Origin of the sequence: Alteraurantiacibacter aestuarii (genome assembly GCF_009827405.1) — a bacterium.
Lineage (GTDB): Bacteria > Pseudomonadota > Alphaproteobacteria > Sphingomonadales > Sphingomonadaceae > Alteraurantiacibacter > Alteraurantiacibacter aestuarii.
Genome location: NZ_WTYY01000005.1, coordinates 93,933 through 110,192 on the forward strand (window position 1 = coordinate 93,933; position 16,260 = coordinate 110,192).

Annotated in this window: 16 protein-coding genes; 6 read left to right on the forward strand and 10 right to left on the reverse strand. The window is 62.6% G+C overall.

From position 1 onward, the window contains the following. Positions 1-188 precede the first annotated feature (188 nt). The 3 genes from GRI32_RS10305 (at position 189) to GRI32_RS10315 (ending at position 2,646) form a co-directional block, all read left to right on the forward strand. On the forward strand, positions 189-842 hold the full coding sequence (locus GRI32_RS10305) for a Tim44/TimA family putative adaptor protein (protein WP_160591948.1): 654 nt from the start codon (positions 189-191) through the stop codon (positions 840-842). Between the two features lie 65 nt (positions 843-907). Further along, the gene (gene mltA / locus GRI32_RS10310) at positions 908-2,065 is read left to right on the forward strand and encodes a murein transglycosylase A (protein WP_237437513.1); all 1,158 of its coding nucleotides are present in this window, start codon (positions 908-910) and stop codon (positions 2,063-2,065) included. After that, positions 2,062-2,646, forward strand: coding sequence for a Smr/MutS family protein (locus GRI32_RS10315; protein WP_160591952.1), 585 nt, complete (start codon positions 2,062-2,064; stop codon positions 2,644-2,646). The genes mltA and GRI32_RS10315 overlap by 4 nt, the downstream gene beginning before the upstream one ends. Before the next feature lie 213 nt (positions 2,647-2,859). Here the strand turns inward: GRI32_RS10315 and GRI32_RS10320 are convergent, their stop codons facing one another. From GRI32_RS10320 to aroC, 8 genes are all read right to left on the reverse strand, one after another. Then, positions 2,860-4,512, reverse strand: a complete 1,653-nt coding sequence (locus GRI32_RS10320; protein ID WP_160591954.1) for a S41 family peptidase — start codon at positions 4,510-4,512, stop codon at positions 2,860-2,862. Positions 4,513-4,539: 27 nt separating this feature from the next. Beyond that, positions 4,540-5,055 carry a hypothetical protein gene (locus GRI32_RS10325; RefSeq protein WP_160591956.1) on the reverse strand — a complete coding sequence of 172 codons (516 nt, stop codon included), beginning with the start codon at positions 5,053-5,055 and terminating at the stop codon, positions 4,540-4,542. A gap of 145 nt (positions 5,056-5,200) precedes the next feature. Beyond that, entirely contained in the window at positions 5,201-5,764 is a 564-nt protein-coding gene (locus GRI32_RS10330; RefSeq protein ID WP_160591958.1) for a hypothetical protein, read from the reverse strand. 77 nt (positions 5,765-5,841) lie between these two features. Continuing rightward, positions 5,842-6,144 carry a PadR family transcriptional regulator gene (locus GRI32_RS10335; protein WP_237437514.1) on the reverse strand — a complete coding sequence of 101 codons (303 nt, stop codon included), beginning with the start codon at positions 6,142-6,144 and terminating at the stop codon, positions 5,842-5,844. 270 nt (positions 6,145-6,414) lie between these two features. Continuing rightward, positions 6,415-8,610 carry a catalase/peroxidase HPI gene (gene katG, locus GRI32_RS10340; RefSeq protein WP_160591960.1) on the reverse strand — a complete coding sequence of 732 codons (2,196 nt, stop codon included), beginning with the start codon at positions 8,608-8,610 and terminating at the stop codon, positions 6,415-6,417. Between the two features lie 215 nt (positions 8,611-8,825). Next, positions 8,826-10,415 (reverse strand): alkyl hydroperoxide reductase subunit F, encoded by a 1,590-nt coding sequence (ahpF, locus tag GRI32_RS10345; RefSeq protein WP_160591962.1) that lies wholly within the window; start codon positions 10,413-10,415, stop codon positions 8,826-8,828. A 130-nt stretch (positions 10,416-10,545) separates the two neighbouring features. Beyond that, positions 10,546-11,112, reverse strand: a complete 567-nt coding sequence (gene ahpC / locus GRI32_RS10350) for an alkyl hydroperoxide reductase subunit C (protein ID WP_160591964.1) — start codon at positions 11,110-11,112, stop codon at positions 10,546-10,548. 209 nt (positions 11,113-11,321) lie between these two features. Continuing rightward, positions 11,322-12,410 carry a chorismate synthase gene (aroC, locus tag GRI32_RS10355; protein ID WP_160591966.1) on the reverse strand — a complete coding sequence of 363 codons (1,089 nt, stop codon included), beginning with the start codon at positions 12,408-12,410 and terminating at the stop codon, positions 11,322-11,324. A 92-nt stretch (positions 12,411-12,502) separates the two neighbouring features. Between aroC and ruvA the strand changes: the two genes are divergently transcribed. Continuing rightward, positions 12,503-13,105, forward strand: coding sequence for a Holliday junction branch migration protein RuvA (ruvA, locus tag GRI32_RS10360; protein WP_160591968.1), 603 nt, complete (start codon positions 12,503-12,505; stop codon positions 13,103-13,105). A 35-nt stretch (positions 13,106-13,140) separates the two neighbouring features. Here ruvA and GRI32_RS10365 read toward each other — a convergent pair whose 3' ends face one another. Beyond that, positions 13,141-13,476 (reverse strand): GIY-YIG nuclease family protein, encoded by a 336-nt coding sequence (locus tag GRI32_RS10365; RefSeq protein WP_160591970.1) that lies wholly within the window; start codon positions 13,474-13,476, stop codon positions 13,141-13,143. 89 nt (positions 13,477-13,565) lie between these two features. Between GRI32_RS10365 and GRI32_RS10370 the strand changes: the two genes are divergently transcribed. Continuing rightward, the gene (locus tag GRI32_RS10370) at positions 13,566-14,117 is read left to right on the forward strand and encodes a DsrE family protein (RefSeq protein ID WP_160591972.1); all 552 of its coding nucleotides are present in this window, start codon (positions 13,566-13,568) and stop codon (positions 14,115-14,117) included. Further along, positions 14,117-15,157, forward strand: a complete 1,041-nt coding sequence (ruvB, locus tag GRI32_RS10375; protein ID WP_160591974.1) for a Holliday junction branch migration DNA helicase RuvB — start codon at positions 14,117-14,119, stop codon at positions 15,155-15,157. The genes GRI32_RS10370 and ruvB overlap by 1 nt, the downstream gene beginning before the upstream one ends. A gap of 529 nt (positions 15,158-15,686) precedes the next feature. Here ruvB and GRI32_RS10795 read toward each other — a convergent pair. Beyond that, positions 15,687-16,244, reverse strand: coding sequence for a hypothetical protein (locus GRI32_RS10795; RefSeq protein ID WP_237437515.1), 558 nt, complete (start codon positions 16,242-16,244; stop codon positions 15,687-15,689). Positions 16,245-16,260: the final 16 nt, after the last annotated feature.

The window sequence follows — 16,260 nt, forward strand, 5'->3', positions numbered from 1 at the left end:
GTCGGGAGTTGGGTCAGGAGTTGGGCTATTCAGCCTGTATTATGCCCGATTGTTGCAGCTTTGATCCGCCTCGCGGTTTTGTTACCGGATTGGTCGTTGTCCATTTGTAATTGAACCCTATCTGGGTCACAATTGCATTGTTTGCGGCAGATAGCAGAAAATCGCCGCTCGCGAATCGGGAAATGCCTGTGATTGTTGAAATTGTCATCCTCGCCATGATCGCTGCCTTTTTGGGCATGCGACTCTATTCCGTGCTTGGCCGCCGTGCAGAGCATGAGGAAGAAATCGTGCCCAAGGGATATGAGCTGGGAGAGGAGCGCCAACCGCAAAGCGCGCCCGCGCCAGTGGCAGAGCTGGTGCGCAATGAACGCCAGATCGCCGGTTTCCCGCCCGCCATCGAACAGGGCCTGCGCGAAATTTCCGCCGTGGATCGCCGGTTCGACCTGCTGACCTTCCTCGAAGGTGCCAAGGGCGCCTATGGCATGGTGCTGGAAGCTTTCTGGCGCGGTGACAAGGAAGAGCTGAAACAGCTGTGCGACGATGATGTCTATGCCAGCTTCGTGGCCGCCATCGATGCCCGCGAAAAAGCCGGTGAAACGCTGGAGAACCGGCTGGTGCGGATTGAGGATACTACGGTCCATTCAGCCGTGCTGGAAGGCCGGATGGCGCGTATCGCCGTTCGCTTCGTAGCCGATATTGCCGCCCTCACCCGCGACAAGGATGGCAATATGATCGGCGGATCGCTGGATGATGCCGTGGAGAGCCGCGATATCTGGACCTTCAGCCGCGACGTTCGCAGTGCTGATCCCGATTGGCTGCTCGACGAAACCGACGCCGCTTGAGACGAGGAGCGCGGGTGATGCCACACGCGCGCCTTTCCCTGCCAAAGAAGTCCCTTGCCACGGCAATGTCGCTGGCCCTGCTGGCCGCTTGCGCCAGCCTGGTGCCCGGCGGCAGGCCCGCTACCGGTCCCGCTGCTCCTGCTGGCGCATCGGCTGCGCTGCTGGGTGTTGCGCGCGGTCCGGCGATTGTCAGCTTTGGCCTGCTGCCGCGTGACAGTGCCGATGCGCTGGATGCCTTCACCCAAAGCTGCGGCGTCGTCACCAGCCGCCAGGATGCCTCTGGCCTCACCCGCCCCACCGATTGGCAGCCTTCCTGTCGCAGCGCCGCCGCATGGCCGCGCACGGAGGCTGCGCGCTTCTTCGAAACCTATTTTGAGGCTGCGCGCGTGGGCGATGGCGCGGCCTTTGCCACCGGTTATTTTGAGCCCGAGATCAGCGGTTCGCGCACGCGCCGTGTGGGATTTGACGTGCCTGTCTACCGCGTCCCCGATGATCTGGTCCGTGCATGGCCGGACGGCGTGCCGGAAGGTGAGCGGACAGGGCGTGCGCCTCTGGGCCGCTACGATGCCAGCGGCAATTTCGTGGAATATTACACCCGCGCCCAGATCGAGGATGGCGCATTGGCCGGGCGCGGGCTGGAAATCGCCTGGGCGGCAGACCCGGTGGAATTCTTCTTCCTGCAGGTGCAGGGGTCCGGCCGCCTGATCACGCCGGAAGGCGACGTGATCCGCATCGGCTATGCCGGGCAGAACGGCCACGGCTACACCGGCATTGGCGGGGTGATGCGCGAACGCGGGCTGCTGGGCGAAGGCCCCGGCAAATATGCCGGATCGATGCAGGGCATCATGCAATATATCCGCGAAAACCCCGAAGATGGCGCCGCGCTGATGCGCCTCAATGAAAGCTGGGTGTTCTTTACCGAACTGACCGGCGATGGTCCGCTGGGCTCCATCGGCGTGCCCGTGCGCGGGGAAAGCTCGGTCGCGGTGGACCCGAAATTCGTGCCCTATGGTGCGCCCGTGTTCCTGTCCACTGACCGCGTGGAAGCGCGCGGATTATGGGTGGCGCAGGATACCGGCGGAGCCATTCGCGGTGCCAACAGGTTTGACACATTCTGGGGTGCAGGCGATCAGGCGCGAGAGATTGCCGGCGGCATGAGCGCGCGTGGTGAAGCCACTATCTTCCTGCCGCGCGGGACGCTGGACCGACTGGGCGTACGATGAAATCACCCCGCGGACTGAGCGCGGAAGAGGCTGCGCTATGGGCCAGGCTGGCGCAAAGTGTGACCCCGCTGGAAAAGCGCGCCACGCCAAAGCCCGTGCCGCTGGTCCATCCGCCAGCCGCCACGCCCATGCCCCATCCACGGTCATCCCCGCCGCGCAAGGTGAAGGGCCGCGTCCCCCCGCCGCTGGTGAAGGCCGCGCCCGCATCGGTTCCGGCACCGGTGCATGCGCCGGGTACGGGGCTTGATTCGCACTGGGAGCGGCGCCTGGCGCGCACGTCGACAGAGCCGGAATTCACCCTCGACCTGCATGGCCACACGCTCGATCAGGCGCACAGGCGGCTGGATCAGGGACTGATGCAGGCCAAGGCGATGGGGGCGCGGCTGGTGCTGGTCATTACCGGCAAGTCCCGCCCGGTCGATGCCGCGGACCGGGGAGATCGGCGCGGCGCGATCCGCGCCAAGATCCTCGACTGGCTGGCCGCCGGACCGCATGGCAGTGACATCGCCGCCATCCGCAAAGCGCACCGCCGCCACGGGGGCGAGGGCGCGCTCTATCTGGTGCTGCGGCGGCGGGGGTAATTCAAGGACGGTCTACATGCCGGCCGATTGCGTTGCTTCACTGGTTCGGCAGCTTTGCGCCCTCTTCCAAGATATGAAAGGAAGTCTGTCCGCTACCTTGAAGTGGACATTCGTTTATCTGCGGGCCCGATGTCCGCTAACGATTCAAAGGGAACACATTGCGGGTGTTCTCGCTGTGCGAACGTAACTTGGCGTGGTGTCCCTAAATCTTCGCTAACCACCCGGCGAACTCGGTCCGGTCTGCCAGCCAACCAGAAGTCCCTCCGGATCCAGCATCACTGTCATCACTCGTGTTCCATTGGCGAAGGCAACTTCGAAGGCGTCTCCGGTCGGCAAGCCCGGTCCGATGAAGCTGACTGACCTGATCTCGCCCAAGGGGCGAAGCTGGGCCTGCAGCGCTGGCAGTTGAGGGCGCAACATATCGGCCTGCCGGGGGTTCATTGCGGTCAAGTCTGGTGGCTCATTCGTGACGCCTGCCACTATAGAGCGCAGCGCCGCTTCAGAGCCGGGAAGGGGAGCGGTGCGCGGCGTGAATACGTTTCGCTGCGAGGCCGCGGCGATATCGGACACGGCATCCTGGCCAAGCATTTGCAGCACGACTCCAAGTGCGTCGGCAGCGGGCGCCGCCACGTTGGGCTCGACACCGTGACCTTCCCAGTTGCCCTTTGTGAACGCGTTCTCCGCTCGCGCCAGCGGGATCATCGCGATCAAATCATTACCGAGCGGCGCTGGCCCTGTCAGATTGCCACCACCGGCCGTAAGTTCACCTACGAGCACGCCGAGGCCGAGTGATTTGACGTCGTAGGCGAACTCCTCGCCTCCCGAGAAGGTTTGGCTGCTGGTCAGTACGTAGACGGGGCGATCGGCGAAGCTCACCGGTGTTGGCTGACTCGTAAAGGATTCGCGGTCGAAGTCGTTGGTCCCCGCGATGCGAGTGATGACGTCGTTGATGTGCACTGTCTCGTCCCCCGGCAGCAGGAAGCTGACCAGATATGCGACCCCCTCGGGCAAACCGCCGATGTTACGACGCAGGTCGATGATCAGAGCGCTGCAATCTGCAAGGCTCGACATGGCCCTGTCGATCGGCGGCTTGAAACCTGCTCGTCGCGGAAATGCGACCACCTCTAGGTAGCCGATACCCCCAGCAAGCATGTCGGCCCGCACGATACCGCTTTCCGAGCGCGGCAATGCCGTCCCGGCTGACGCAGGCGCGGATGGAAGGGCGCTCATCGAACTGATCACGAGGTGTTTGTCGTGCGCAATGGCTCTCACGTCGGAGCTCAGCCGCGCTGCGAACGCCGCGGGATCGCCTAAGCTGTCGTATTCGCCGGCCGCGAGCGCGGCGTCGATCTGTTCGGCAGCCTGCTCGCCGACGTCAGGGAATACATAGCGGTCGCGCAACGCCATTGCGAGTTGCGTCACCACTGCCTGCCGCGCTGCCCCGTCGAGCAAGTCGGAAAAGGGCGCAGTCGCAGAGGCAAGGTCCGGCGCGTCGGCAATTCGGGTGCCGACGACTTCGCTACCATTATACACGCTCCTGATCCGGGTGGTGTTGGGGCCTTCGTCTTCGAAGAAAACACGCACTCCTGCCGCGTCATTCGCGAACTCGCTCGCACTTACCGTCCGCATCGGCGGTCCGGCGGGCTGGCCAGCCAGTTGGATGTTCATCCGACCGTCTTCGGTCACCGTTACCGTTACGATCGTGTCGTTGAGCTGGTAGCGGCCGGCGTAGCGTTCGAGCACCTCTCTCGCCACCGACACAGTGGGATCGGCCGGGGCTGCTGTCGATTGGGCAACGGCCGGCAGCGTGTTCAAAGGCTCCGTGACTATCATGGTCACGATCGCGAAAGACATTCGTTTGAGCATGCCAAACCCTCCTCATTGCAGTGTCGGTCAAAAGTCGATGAGCGGCTCGCTCAAGCAGCGCTCGATCGCGGCTGCCAGAGCGCGTATTTCCCGGCGATCGCCTTGTCGCGACAAGGTGGAATACCGCCGGGTGTAGAAATTCAGTTTGTCGGCCATCAGCTTTTCGGCGTCATCAGGCGTCAGTTCGAGCCACTCCTCAGCCTGAAATACCGACTGTCTTGCCGCTTGGACCCCTCGGGAGACTCGCAGCGGATCGAATTCTCTTTCGAGCTCTCCGAGGCTCTGCAAAGCGCCAACTCTTCCAAAGCAGTCTGCCGAGTGCTCCAGACCGCGCTCGAAACCGCGCTGGAAATACCAGGTACTCCACAGCGCGGCTGGCACGGCAAGCGCGCAGGCGACGATGAACAGCAGCGGTTCGCCGCGCAGGAGCTTGTCCCGGAACGTCGGCTCGGCAGTTCCAAACCCCGGCCGGGCAACAAAAAAGTACTGGAGGAACTTGAGCACCAGGTAGGTGCAGAGCGACCATAGCAAGGCCTTGGCCATCGATAACTCCTCCTCCCCCGATGCGACCCGGCAATCGGCCCTCATCAAACATGTGAGAGTTATAGCAACATATGTAGAGTTAAGAGTCAAGCATGACGGGTGCGGCCGTTACGGTCCTCTGCCTGTCAGGGTGATGCTGAAGAGATTACCGCGCGGGAATTTCCGCGTCCGCATTCGGAAATATCCGCGCATGCTGCCGTGCGACGACGATGAGAACCGAAAGTTCAATCGCCAGCGCCGCCGCCTGCAGGATCACGAAGGTTTCGTCGAGAAACAGTGCTCCCGTGATAATGAATAAGGCTACAAGGGTCGCGCCGACGAAGGCGCTGACCTTGACCACGCGTGCCCAGTTGCGCTCGACGAGCGCCCACGCAAGGTGCAAGTGACCGGTGCCGAGCATGAGCCAAAGAGCCAGCAGGCACGGTGCAGCTTTGATCTGGGACGAGGCAAGCAGGGGGTGGTGCGTGGCACCGGCCAGGAGGACGCTGCTGAATGCTTCCCCTCCGAAGAATACCGATGAAGAACCGAACGCCAGCGCGAACTGGAGAACCGCCATGGGAATTAGCAAGCCCAGCGCGACCGCGTAGTTCGTCAGGACAAGGCGCCCTTCCCCATGGTTCGGCATCTCGCTCCACGCTGCGACCAGGCAACCGGCCGCGAATGCGAAAGGCCGCCCCTCCAGTACCGCCACGTGAAACTCGGCCCTCATGGCGAGTGCCCACTCACGGCGACACTCGCCGAGACAGCAGCTGGCGAGCCAAACCACGGCCCGTGAAACAGGCGCCGTCATGCGAGGGCGCTCTTGGCAGGAATGTCGGCGCCGGAGCATTCGACCGTCTGCGCGAGGGCGATCCCTGCAGGGGTCAACCGGTAAGCGTGGCGCGCAGGCCGACCAGGCCGTTCCGGATCACGCCATTCGGCTTCGACAAGTCCCTTGTCGGCCATGCGCATCAGCAGAGGGTAGAGAGTACCTGACGAAAGGCCGGTTTCCTTCATCAGGTCATAGCCATGACGCCATTGCTGTGTCCTTTTGGAGAACGCGTCCAACAGGATGAACATCTGCTTGGAAGGCGGTCTGTTGCGAGACATGAAAGCATATCAACTTATGTAGAGTTCGAAGTCAAGGAGCTTGGCCACAGGCCTGCAACAAGCTGTCATCCTATCAAAAACTGGATGGTGCGCGAAAGGGCGCCTCGTTTTACTATCACGGCAACTTGCCTGTAAGCCGACTGCCCGCTCCCGGTCCCAACCCCGTGGCCTCGGTGACCGCCTGCAATGTCCGCTTTCCTCCCAAATCCAGACGCCCACGAAAAAGCCCCCGACATCGCTGCCGGGGGCTTTTGCTGATTGGTGCGGGACTTACTTCAGATCGAAGCGGTCGGCGTTCATCACCTTGGTCCAGGCCTTGATGAAGTCGGTCACGAACTTCTCGCGGCTGGTGTCTTCGGCATAGACTTCGGCCTGGGCGCGAAGCTGCGAATTTGCCCCGAAGACGAGGTCGGCGCGCGTGGCACGCCACTTTTCCGCACCGGTCTTGCGATCAGTGCCGACGAACTCCTCGTCACCGCTGTTGTCGACAACCTTCCACACCGTGCCCATGTCGAGCAGGTTGACGAAGAAGTCATTGGTCAGCTGGCCCGGACGATCGGTGAGGACGCCGATCCGCGAACCGTGATCGGCATGATCGCTGACCGCGCCAAGCGCGCGCATGCCGCCGACCAGCACGGTCATCTCGGGAATCGAGAGGCCGAGCAGCTGGGCGCGATCGACCAGCATGTCCTCCGTCTTCACGCTTGCCTTGGTCTTCAGATAGTTGCGGAAGCCATCGGCAAAGGGCTCGAGAGGCTCGAAGCTTTCAGCATCGGTCTGCTCCTGGCTGGCATCGCCGCGACCGCCCGTAAACGGAACGCTGACATCAAAGCCCGCATCCTTGGCGGCCTTTTCAACCGCCGCACTGCCGGCTGCCACGATCGCGTCTGCCATCGACAGATTGCCGCGCAGCTCGTCGATCCTGGCCAGAACCTTCGCCAGTTCCTGCGGATCGTTGACCTTCCAGTCCTTCTGCGGAGCAAGCCGCACGCGGGCACCATTGGCGCCGCCACGATTGTCCGAATTGCGGAAGCTGGATGCCGAAGCCCATGCTGCCTTGACCAGCTCTCTGACGGAAAGACCGCTAGCCAGAATGGCTGACTGGAAGGCAGATACATCTGCATCCGAAGGCATGGTACCGGCGGGAACGGGGTCCTGCCAGATCAGGTCTTCAGCCGGAACTTCCGGGCCGAGGTAACGCACCTTTGGCCCCATGTCGCGGTGGCACAGCTTGAACCATGCACGGGCGAAAGCATCGTCCAGCGCAGCCTGATCGTCGCGGAAGCGTTCGGAAATCTTGCGATAATCCGGGTCCATCTTCAGCGCCATGTCGGCTGTGGTCATCATGGTCGGAACCTTCTTGGACGGATCGCGCGCATCGGGCGCCATGTCCTCTTCCGACTGATTTATCGGCTGCCACTGCTGGGCACCTGCCGGACTTCTCACCAGCTCATAGTCATATTTGAACAGCAGGCGGAAATAGTCGCCGCCCCACTGGGTGGGATGGTTCGACCATGCGCCTTCAATGCCCGAAGTGGTGATGTGACCCTTGGCGATCTGATCGGGATCGGTTGCCCAGCCAAAGCCCTGCATTTCCAGCGCGCCGCTTTCCGGGCTGCCGCTCAGCTGGTCTGGCGGGACCATTCCGTGCGCCTTGCCGAATGCGTGGCCACCGGCGGTAAGCGCCACCGTCTCCTCGTCATTCATGGCCATGCGGGCGAAGGTTTCCTTCATATCGCGCGCTGACAGCAGCGGATCGGGATTGCCGCCCGGACCTTCCGGATTGACGTAGATCAGGCCCATCTGGATCGCCGCGAGCGGGTTATCCAGCGCCTTGCCTTCATCGGGGATGATGCGCGTTTCGGCGCCCTGATCGACCCACAGTTCTTCCGTGCCCCAATAGACGGTCTCAGGCTCAAACACGTCCTTGCGACCGCCGCCGAAGCCGAAGGTGGGACCGCCCATGCTCTCAATGGCGACATTGCCGGTGAGGATAAACAGGTCGGCCCAGCTGATGTGTTTGCCGTACTTCTGCTTGATCGGCCACAGCAGGCGGCGTGCCTTGTCCAGGTTGCCGTTGTCCGGCCAGGAATTGAGCGGAGCAAAGCGCTGCTGCCCGCTGCCTGCACCGCCGCGCCCGTCACCGGTGCGATAGGTGCCGGCGGCGTGCCAGGCCATGCGGATGAAGAACGGGCCATAATGGCCATAGTCAGCCGGCCACCAATCCTGGCTGTCGGTCATCAGCGCGGTCAGGTCGGCCTTGAGCGCATTATAGTCGAGCGCGTTGAAGGCTTCGGCATAATCGAAATCTTCGCCCATCGGATCGGTCGATCCGCCGTTCGGGTGGAGAATTTCCAGCTGCAGGGCATCGGGCCACCAATCACGATTGGTGCGGCCCAGAAGCGACCGTACGCCGCCACTGCCGCCAAACGGGCACCCGCTCATTTCACCTGTCTTTGCATCCATTTCCATCTCTCCTCACACAGGGACTCGTGTCCCAATCAATCCTACCTGTGCAAGATGACCCTTCCGCGATGATGCGTCCAATCGATTAGTTGGCATTCATTGATCGATTTTGCCATTTTGCGGCAAAACGAATTTTGGCTGCGACCAGACGCAAAAATCCCGCCCTCGCTGCATGGGCGAGGGCGGGATGATGTATTGCCTTGAAGGGTGTGGGGTCAGACCGCTTCGGCCAGATCCTCGACCTTTTCGTTGCGGATCAGATAGTCGAAGGCGGACAGGGCAGCCTTCGATCCATCGCCCATGGCGATGATGATCTGCTTGTAGGGAACGGTGGTGCAATCGCCTGCGGCAAACACGCCATTCAGATTGGTGGCGGCATGATTGTCCACCTCGATCTCGCCATGTTTGCTCAGCGCGATACCGCTGTCCTTGAGCCATTCGGTGTTGGGCACCAGGCCGATCTGGACGAACACACCTTCCAGGTCGACGCGCTTTTCGGCGCCGGTGTCGCGGTCCTTGTAGAGCAGGCCGTCCACCTTGGTGCCATCGCCGCTGATCTGCGTGGTCTGCGCCGATACGATGATGTCGACATTGGCCATCGATCGCAGCTTGCGTTGCAGCACTTCGTCCGCGCGCAATTTGCTGTCGAATTCCACCAGCGTGACATGGCCGACGATCCCGGCAAGATCGATTGCAGCCTCGACGCCGCTGTTGCCGCCGCCGATCACCGCTACGCGCTTGCCCTTGTACAAGGGGCCGTCGCAATGCGGGCAATAGGCCACGCCCTTGTTGCGATATTCCTGCTCGCCCGGAACGCCCAGGTTGCGCCAGCGCGCGCCGGTGGAAAGGATCACCGTGCGCGCCTTCAGCGATGCGCCATTGTCCATCACCACTTCGTGATAGCCGCCCTTTTGGGCAGCGGGGATCAGCCTGGTGGCGGTCTGCAAGTTCATCACGTCGATATCATATTCGCCGACATGCGCTTCCAACTGGGCGGCCAGCTTGGGGCCTTCGGTATAGGGGACGGAGATGAAGTTCTCGATGCCCATGGTGTCCAGCACCTGTCCGCCGAACCGCTCTGCCGCGATGCCGGTGCTGAAGCCCTTGCGCGCGGTATAGACGCTGGCAGCGGCGCCAGCGGGACCGCCGCCGACAATGAGCACTTCAAACGGCTTCTTTTCGGCGATCCTGGCTGCGGCGCGGGCGGAGGCATTGCCGTCCAGCTTGGCCAGAAGCTCCTCCACGCTCATCTTGCCGCTGGCGAACATCTCACCGTTCAGGAAGGTTGCGGGCACGGCCATCACGCCGCGTTCCTCCACCTCGTCCTGAAAGGTTCCGCCTTCGATCAGCGTGGCGGTGATGCGCGGGTTGAACAGTGCCAGCAGCGTCAGCGCCTGCACCACGTCCGGGCAATTGTGGCAGGACAGGGAGAAGAACATCTCGAAGGCATAATCGCCTTCCAGCGCGGCAATCTGCTCCAGAATTTCAGGTTCGACCTTGGGCGGATGACCGCCGGCCCACAGCAGGGCCAGCACCAGCGAGGTGAATTCGTGCCCCATCGGCAGGCCGCCGAAGCGAACCCATTTGCTGGCATCGGATGCGCGGCGGATGATGAAGCTGGGCTTGCGCTCATGGTCGCCGTCGAAAGAGGCGGTGACCTTGTCAGAAAGCGCGGAAATCTGTTCCAGCAGCGCGCGCGTATCGGCCGACTTGGGATCATTGCCAAGGCTGGCGACAAGCTCGATCGGCTCGCGCAGGTTGCCGAGATATTGCTGCAGCTGCTGGGTCAGGTTTGCATCAAGCATATCGGTTTCCTCTGCCGGGGTTGGTCAGTGCAAAAAAACGGTCCGGGGCTTCCGGGAGGGGGGGGAGGGGAATACCCCGGACCGTTCATGCGACCCGTCGGGGGGCGACGGGCGGTTCAAGTCAGCGAGATCAGATCTTGCCGACAAGGTCGAGCGAGGGAGCAAGCGTATCGGCGCCTTCTTCCCACGCAGCCGGGCAAACCTGGCCCGGGTTGTTACGGACGTACTGCGCCGCCTTGATCTTGCGGGTCAGTTCGTTGGCGTTGCGGCCAACGCCTTCGCAGGTGATTTCCATGATCTGGATCACGCCATCGGGATCGATCACGAAGGTCGCGCGGTCGGCCAGGCCCATTTCTTCGCGCAGAACGCCGAAGTTGTTGGACAGCGTGTGCAGCTGGTCACCCAGGAAGGCATAGTTGATCTTGCCGATCTTCTCGGACGTGTCGTGCCAAGCCTTGTGGCTGAAATGCGTGTCGGTCGACACGGCGAACACTTCCACGCCCATGCTCTGCAGCATGTCGTACTTCTCGTTCAGGTCTTCCAGCTCGGTCGGGCACACGAAGGTGAAATCGGCCGGGTAGAAGAAGAAGATCGCCCACTTGCCGGAGATGTCGGCTTCGGTGACGTCGAAAAAGTCCTTGCCGGCCTGGAAGGCGGTGGCCTTGAACGGCTTTATGGTGCTGCCGATGATACCCATGTGAAAACTCCTGTCGCGGGTTTGAAACTCGCGGCCCAGATAGGAGGCAGGACTGATCTGAAAAGGGCTTTGTTACGATTGGATAGATCGACGCAATCGATCATATCCGTAAGCGTTCAGTTTATTGCAACACCTGTTGCGATAATTGCAACGACAGCGTTGTTTACGCCTTGGCCACCGGGCTCAACCACACACCTCAACCACACACCTCAGCCACATTGCGCACGGTGGAGCATTTTGTGGTCCGCCAGCACCAGCGCCATCATCGCTTCGACCACGGGTGTGCCCCTGATTCCCACGCAAGGGTCATGGCGGCCCTTGGTGCGCACGGTCGTCTCTTCGCCAGCTGAATTGATCGACGCGCGCGGGATCAGGATGGAACTGGTCGGCTTGAACGCCACCCGGCACACCACCGGCTGACCGGTGGAAATGCCGCCCGCAATGCCGCCGGCATGATTGGCGAGGAATTCCGGACCTTCGCCTGCTGCGCCCGGACGCATCTCGTCGGCATTGTCCTCACCGCGCAGGCGGGCGGCGTTGAAACCTTCGCCGATCTCGACCGCCTTCACCGCATTGATGCCCATCATGGCAGCGGCAAGGTCTGCATCCAGCTTGGCATAGACCGGTGCGCCCCAGCCCGCGGGAACGCCCGTGGCCACGCATTCGACAACCGCGCCCAAAGACGATCCGTCCTTGCGGCAATCATCCACCAGCTTTTCCCAGCGCTTCACCGCTTCCACGTCGGGACAGAAGAACGGGTTCTGGCCGATCTGGCCGGCATCGAAATTGCCCATGTCGATCGCATCGCCGCCAATTTCGGAGACATAGGTGGTGATGGTCACTTCGGGCACCACCAGCCGCGCCACGGCACCTGCGGCCACCCGCGCCGCCGTTTCGCGCGCGGAAGACCTGCCGCCGCCGCGATAATCGCGAATGCCGTATTTGGCATCATAGGCATAATCGGCATGGCCGGGGCGGTATGCATGGGCGATCTCCGAATAATCCTTTGATCGCTGATCGGTATTCTCGATCATCAGGCTGATCGGCGTGCCGGTGGTGCGCTGCGTTCCGTCAGGGCCTGCAAACACGCCTGAAAGAATGCGGACCTGGTCCGCCTCCTGCCGCTGCGTGGTGTATTTGCTGGTGCCCGGACGGCGCGCGTCGAGGAAGGGCTGGATCGCCGCTTCGTCCAGCGCCAATCCCGGCGGACACCCGTCCACAACCGCGCCCAGCGCCGGCCCGTGGCTCTCGCCCCAGGTGGTAAACCGCAAAACCCTGCCAAATGTGTTTACGCTCATGGCGATGCTGTTGGCGCAAGACTTCGCCGGTGTCCACAATCAGATGTCCATATTCTCTGGACCCCGCACCGCCTGTGAGGCAAGAACATAACATGATCGCAAAGCTCAAAGGCCTGCTCGATGAAACCGGTGAAGACTGGGCGGTGATCGATGTGCAGGGCGTGGGCTATCTGGTCCATTGCTCCAACCGCACGCTCAGCGCACTGGGAGAGCGGGGGCAGGCCTGCGTGGTCTACACCGATCTGCAGGTGAGCGAGAACGACATGCGCCTGCTCGGCTTTGCCGACGCGGGAGAGCGCGACTGGTTCCGTCTGCTCAATTCGGTGCAGGGCGTGGGCAGCAAGGTCGGCCTCGCCATCCTTTCGGCCCTCTCCACCGCCGAACTGCGCGATGCCTGCGCCGCGCAGGATGCCGCCACCGTGGCCCGCGCGCAGGGCGTGGGGCCGAAACTGGCAGGGCGGATCGTCAATGAACTGAAGGACAAGGCTGGCGCGCTTCCAGGTGGCGGGGCTGTCGGCGGAGGCTTTGTTGCGCCTGCTGGCGGAGTAAGCGCCGATGCCGTGTCAGCCTTGCAGAGTTTGGGTTTCAAGCCGGCCGTGGCGGCGAGTGCCGTGGCTGGAGCGCAGAGCGATCTGGGCGAAGGCGCGGATTTGAACGCACTGATCAAGGCGGCGCTGAAGAGGGCGGCGGGGTGATGGAATCCGATCCTTCCCGTCATCCTGAACTCGTTTCAGGATCCATCTCCCGGCGCGCGCTGCTCAAGCGGATCAAAGCCCAAGCCAACGGCCAAGTCTTCCCAATGCGGATTGCCAGTTTCGATCAAATTGATCTTCCACTGCCGGTGCCAGTTCTTGAGCTGCTTCTCGCGCGCGATGGCAGCCTCCATGGTGTCGAACATGTCGAAATGGACGAGGCGGTGGATTTTATAGCGCCCGGTGAAGCCGCCTGTGGTTCCGCTCCGGTGCTGGTGCAGCCGTCCCATCAGGTCCGACGTGACGCCAATGTAGAGCGTTCCGTAATGCCCGCTGGCGAGGATATAGGCGCACGGGTTGCGTTCGAATTGCATGCACGGGATTGTGCCGCTGGATGGATGCTGAAACAAGTTCACCATGACGATTGGTTTATCGAAACCCCACTGAAGGAGGCAAACCGACCATGCGTATAATCAGGAATGTCGCACTTGGCCTTGCTGGCTTGGCTTTCGCCACAGGCGCTTATGCGCAGCAGCCGGCGGGCTTCACGATGGGGCCGGTATTCACCGAATATGGCCGGGTCGCCGATGTCGATTACGACATGGAGTTGCCACAGGACTTGGCGCTGCGGGTGGCTTTCGATGTGGCGGATCAGGCGGATGTGGGCGCGCTCAATCGCTCGCTCGACAGTGCGGCGCGCTTCATCAACATGCATGTGCGAAATGGCGTGCCGGAGGAGCGCGTGCAGGTAGCGATCGTGGTGCATGGGCGCGCGGGCAATGACCTGCTGAATGCGCAGGCTTATGCGGCGCGCTTCGATGGGGCGGAAAACATCAACCTCCCGCTGATCGCGGCGCTGACGCAGCACGGCGTGCAGATCTATCTGTGCGGCCAGAGCGCGGCGGGGATGGGCATCGCCAAGTCCGAAATCGCACCCGGTGTGCAGCTGGCGCTGTCGGCCATGACTGCGCATGCCCTGCTCCAGCAACGCGGCTATACGCTCAACCCGTCCTGATGAGCGCCAACCCCGATCTTGCCCCCGATCGCCAGCCGGAAGACCCGGATGCGGCCCTGCGTCCCAAGACCCTGCGCGAATTCGTGGGGCAGGAGGCGGCGCGCGAAAACCTGCGCGTGTTTATCGAGGCGGCCAGGTCCCGCGCAGAGGCGATGGACCATGTGCTGTTCTTCGGCCCGCCCGGCCTTGGCAAGACCACGCTGGCGCAGATCGTGGCCAAGGAGCTGGGCGTGGGCTTTCGCGCCACCAGCGGGCCGGTGATCGCCAAGGCGGGCGACCTTGCCGCCCTGCTGACCAATCTTGAACCGCATGACGTGCTGTTCATTGACGAGATTCACCGCCTCAACCCGGTGGTCGAGGAAATCCTCTATCCGGCGATGGAGGACCGCGCGCTCGATATCATCATCGGCGAGGGGCCATCGGCACGCAGTGTGCGGATCGATCTGCCGCCGTTCACGCTGGTGGGGGCGACCACGCGGCAAGGCCTGCTGACCACGCCCCTGCGCGACCGGTTCGGCATTCCCGTGCGGCTTAATTTCTACACCGTGGACGAGCTGGAGCTGGTGGTGAGGCGCGGTGCCGGCCTGCTCGGGCTGGACATGGACCCCGCGGGCGCGCGCGAGATTGCCCGCCGCAGCCGCGGCACACCGCGCGTGGCCGGGCGGCTGATGCGCCGCGTGCGCGATTTTGCCCATGTCGATGGGGACGGGCTGGTTACCGCTCCGGTCGCCGATGCGGCGCTGACGAAGCTGGAGATTGACGGGCTGGGCCTTGATGCGATGGACCGGCGCTATCTCACCATGATCGCCGATATCTACAAGGGTGGTCCGGTGGGGGTGGAGACGCTGGCAGCGGGGCTTTCCGAACCGCGCGACACGGTGGAAGAAGTGATCGAGCCGTACCTGATCCAGCTGGGCCTGGTGGCCCGCACCGCGCGCGGGCGCTGCCTCAACGATGCCGGCTGGACGCACCTTGGTATCGCTCCGCCTGCCGATTCGCCGAACGGGGCGCAGGGCGGGCTGTTCGACCCCTCAAAATGAGCGCCGGGCGTTAACCACTGTTGGGGAATGGCGCCTATTCGGTTCCATTGTGGGACAAAGCCGCGCAATTGCCCGAATTCAGCCAAAAAATTCGTCTTCGAGCGCCAAAATCAAGGTTAAAATGATTGCCGTGACAGGCGCCATACGTCTCTGGTGAAGCTGCAAAAGTATCTGAATGGCGATTTAGCCAGACCGGTGCTTGGGGAAAAGCTGAAGAGAGACAGTCCATGTCGGTAAGAATGGCCTTGGCGAAATTGTCAGCCGCTGCTGCGGGAAGCGCATTGCTTGCGGGCGGTGCGGTACATGTCGCCGAACCGCAGACCGCGCAGGTTGGCTACAAGTCAGACAAGCACGAGGCTGCGCCTGAACTGACCTATGTGAAGGACCGGCCCGCCCGCCGTGAGATCCCGCCGCGGGTGACGCGCCGGGTGCACACGGTGGTAGAGGCAGAGCCTCTGCCCCTGCCGCTTCCTCCGCTTCCCCTGCCTGAACTGCCGCGCGCATCGCGCGTTGTTGCAGGCGGCGGCGGTCAGCCGATCATCATCGGCGGCAGTGGCGGCTTTGGCGGTGGTTTTGGCGGCGGCTTCTTCGGCGGCTTCTTTGGCGGCAGCGGTGGCGGCTCAGCCAATATCGATATGTCGACCACCACCACGACATCGGGTTCCAGTTCGACTTCTGGTTCCAGCTCCGGCTCCGGCACATCATCGGGCGATATCATCATCGATATCGATATCGACAATTCCAGCACCGGTTCGTCCACCTCCACGTCATCGGGCGCGACGTCCACTTCGACGTCCACCGGCGGCTCCTCCACGTCGACCTCGTCAACGACTGGCGGCGTGAGCACCAGCACCGGCAGCGTTTCGACTTCGACCGGAAGCGTCAGCACCAGCACGGGCAGCGTGTCGACCTCGACCGGCAGCGTTTCGACCTCCACCGGCAGTGTCTCCACTTCAACCGGCGCTGTGTCGACGTCCAGCTCTACGTCGAGCTCGACCAGCTCTTCGACATCCACGTCCAGTTCAACCTCGACTTCGACCAGTTCGAGCACATCGACGTCCACTTCGTCGAGCGGCGGATGCAACAAGTGCGGCAATCACGGC

Bases quoted from the DNA above. Each gene is read 5' to 3' on its own strand.
- mltA (WP_237437513.1), top strand. From the start codon at position 908: ATGTCGCTGGCCCTGCTGGCCGCTTGCGCCAGCCTGGTGCCCGGCGGC.
- GRI32_RS10315 (WP_160591952.1), top strand. From the start codon at position 2,062: ATGAAATCACCCCGCGGACTGAGCGCGGAAGAGGCTGCGCTATGGGCC.
- GRI32_RS10320 (WP_160591954.1), bottom strand. From the start codon at position 4,512: ATGCTCAAACGAATGTCTTTCGCGATCGTGACCATGATAGTCACGGAG.
- GRI32_RS10325 (WP_160591956.1), bottom strand. From the start codon at position 5,055: ATGGCCAAGGCCTTGCTATGGTCGCTCTGCACCTACCTGGTGCTCAAG.
- GRI32_RS10330 (WP_160591958.1), bottom strand. From the start codon at position 5,764: ATGAGGGCCGAGTTTCACGTGGCGGTACTGGAGGGGCGGCCTTTCGCA.
- GRI32_RS10335 (WP_237437514.1), bottom strand. From the start codon at position 6,144: ATGTCTCGCAACAGACCGCCTTCCAAGCAGATGTTCATCCTGTTGGAC.
- katG (WP_160591960.1), bottom strand. From the start codon at position 8,610: ATGGATGCAAAGACAGGTGAAATGAGCGGGTGCCCGTTTGGCGGCAGT.
- ahpF (WP_160591962.1), bottom strand. From the start codon at position 10,415: ATGCTTGATGCAAACCTGACCCAGCAGCTGCAGCAATATCTCGGCAAC.
- ahpC (WP_160591964.1), bottom strand. From the start codon at position 11,112: ATGGGTATCATCGGCAGCACCATAAAGCCGTTCAAGGCCACCGCCTTC.
- aroC (WP_160591966.1), bottom strand. From the start codon at position 12,410: ATGAGCGTAAACACATTTGGCAGGGTTTTGCGGTTTACCACCTGGGGC.
- ruvA (WP_160591968.1), top strand. From the start codon at position 12,503: ATGATCGCAAAGCTCAAAGGCCTGCTCGATGAAACCGGTGAAGACTGG.
- GRI32_RS10365 (WP_160591970.1), bottom strand. From the start codon at position 13,476: ATGCAATTCGAACGCAACCCGTGCGCCTATATCCTCGCCAGCGGGCAT.
- GRI32_RS10370 (WP_160591972.1), top strand. From the start codon at position 13,566: ATGCGTATAATCAGGAATGTCGCACTTGGCCTTGCTGGCTTGGCTTTC.
- ruvB (WP_160591974.1), top strand. From the start codon at position 14,117: ATGAGCGCCAACCCCGATCTTGCCCCCGATCGCCAGCCGGAAGACCCG.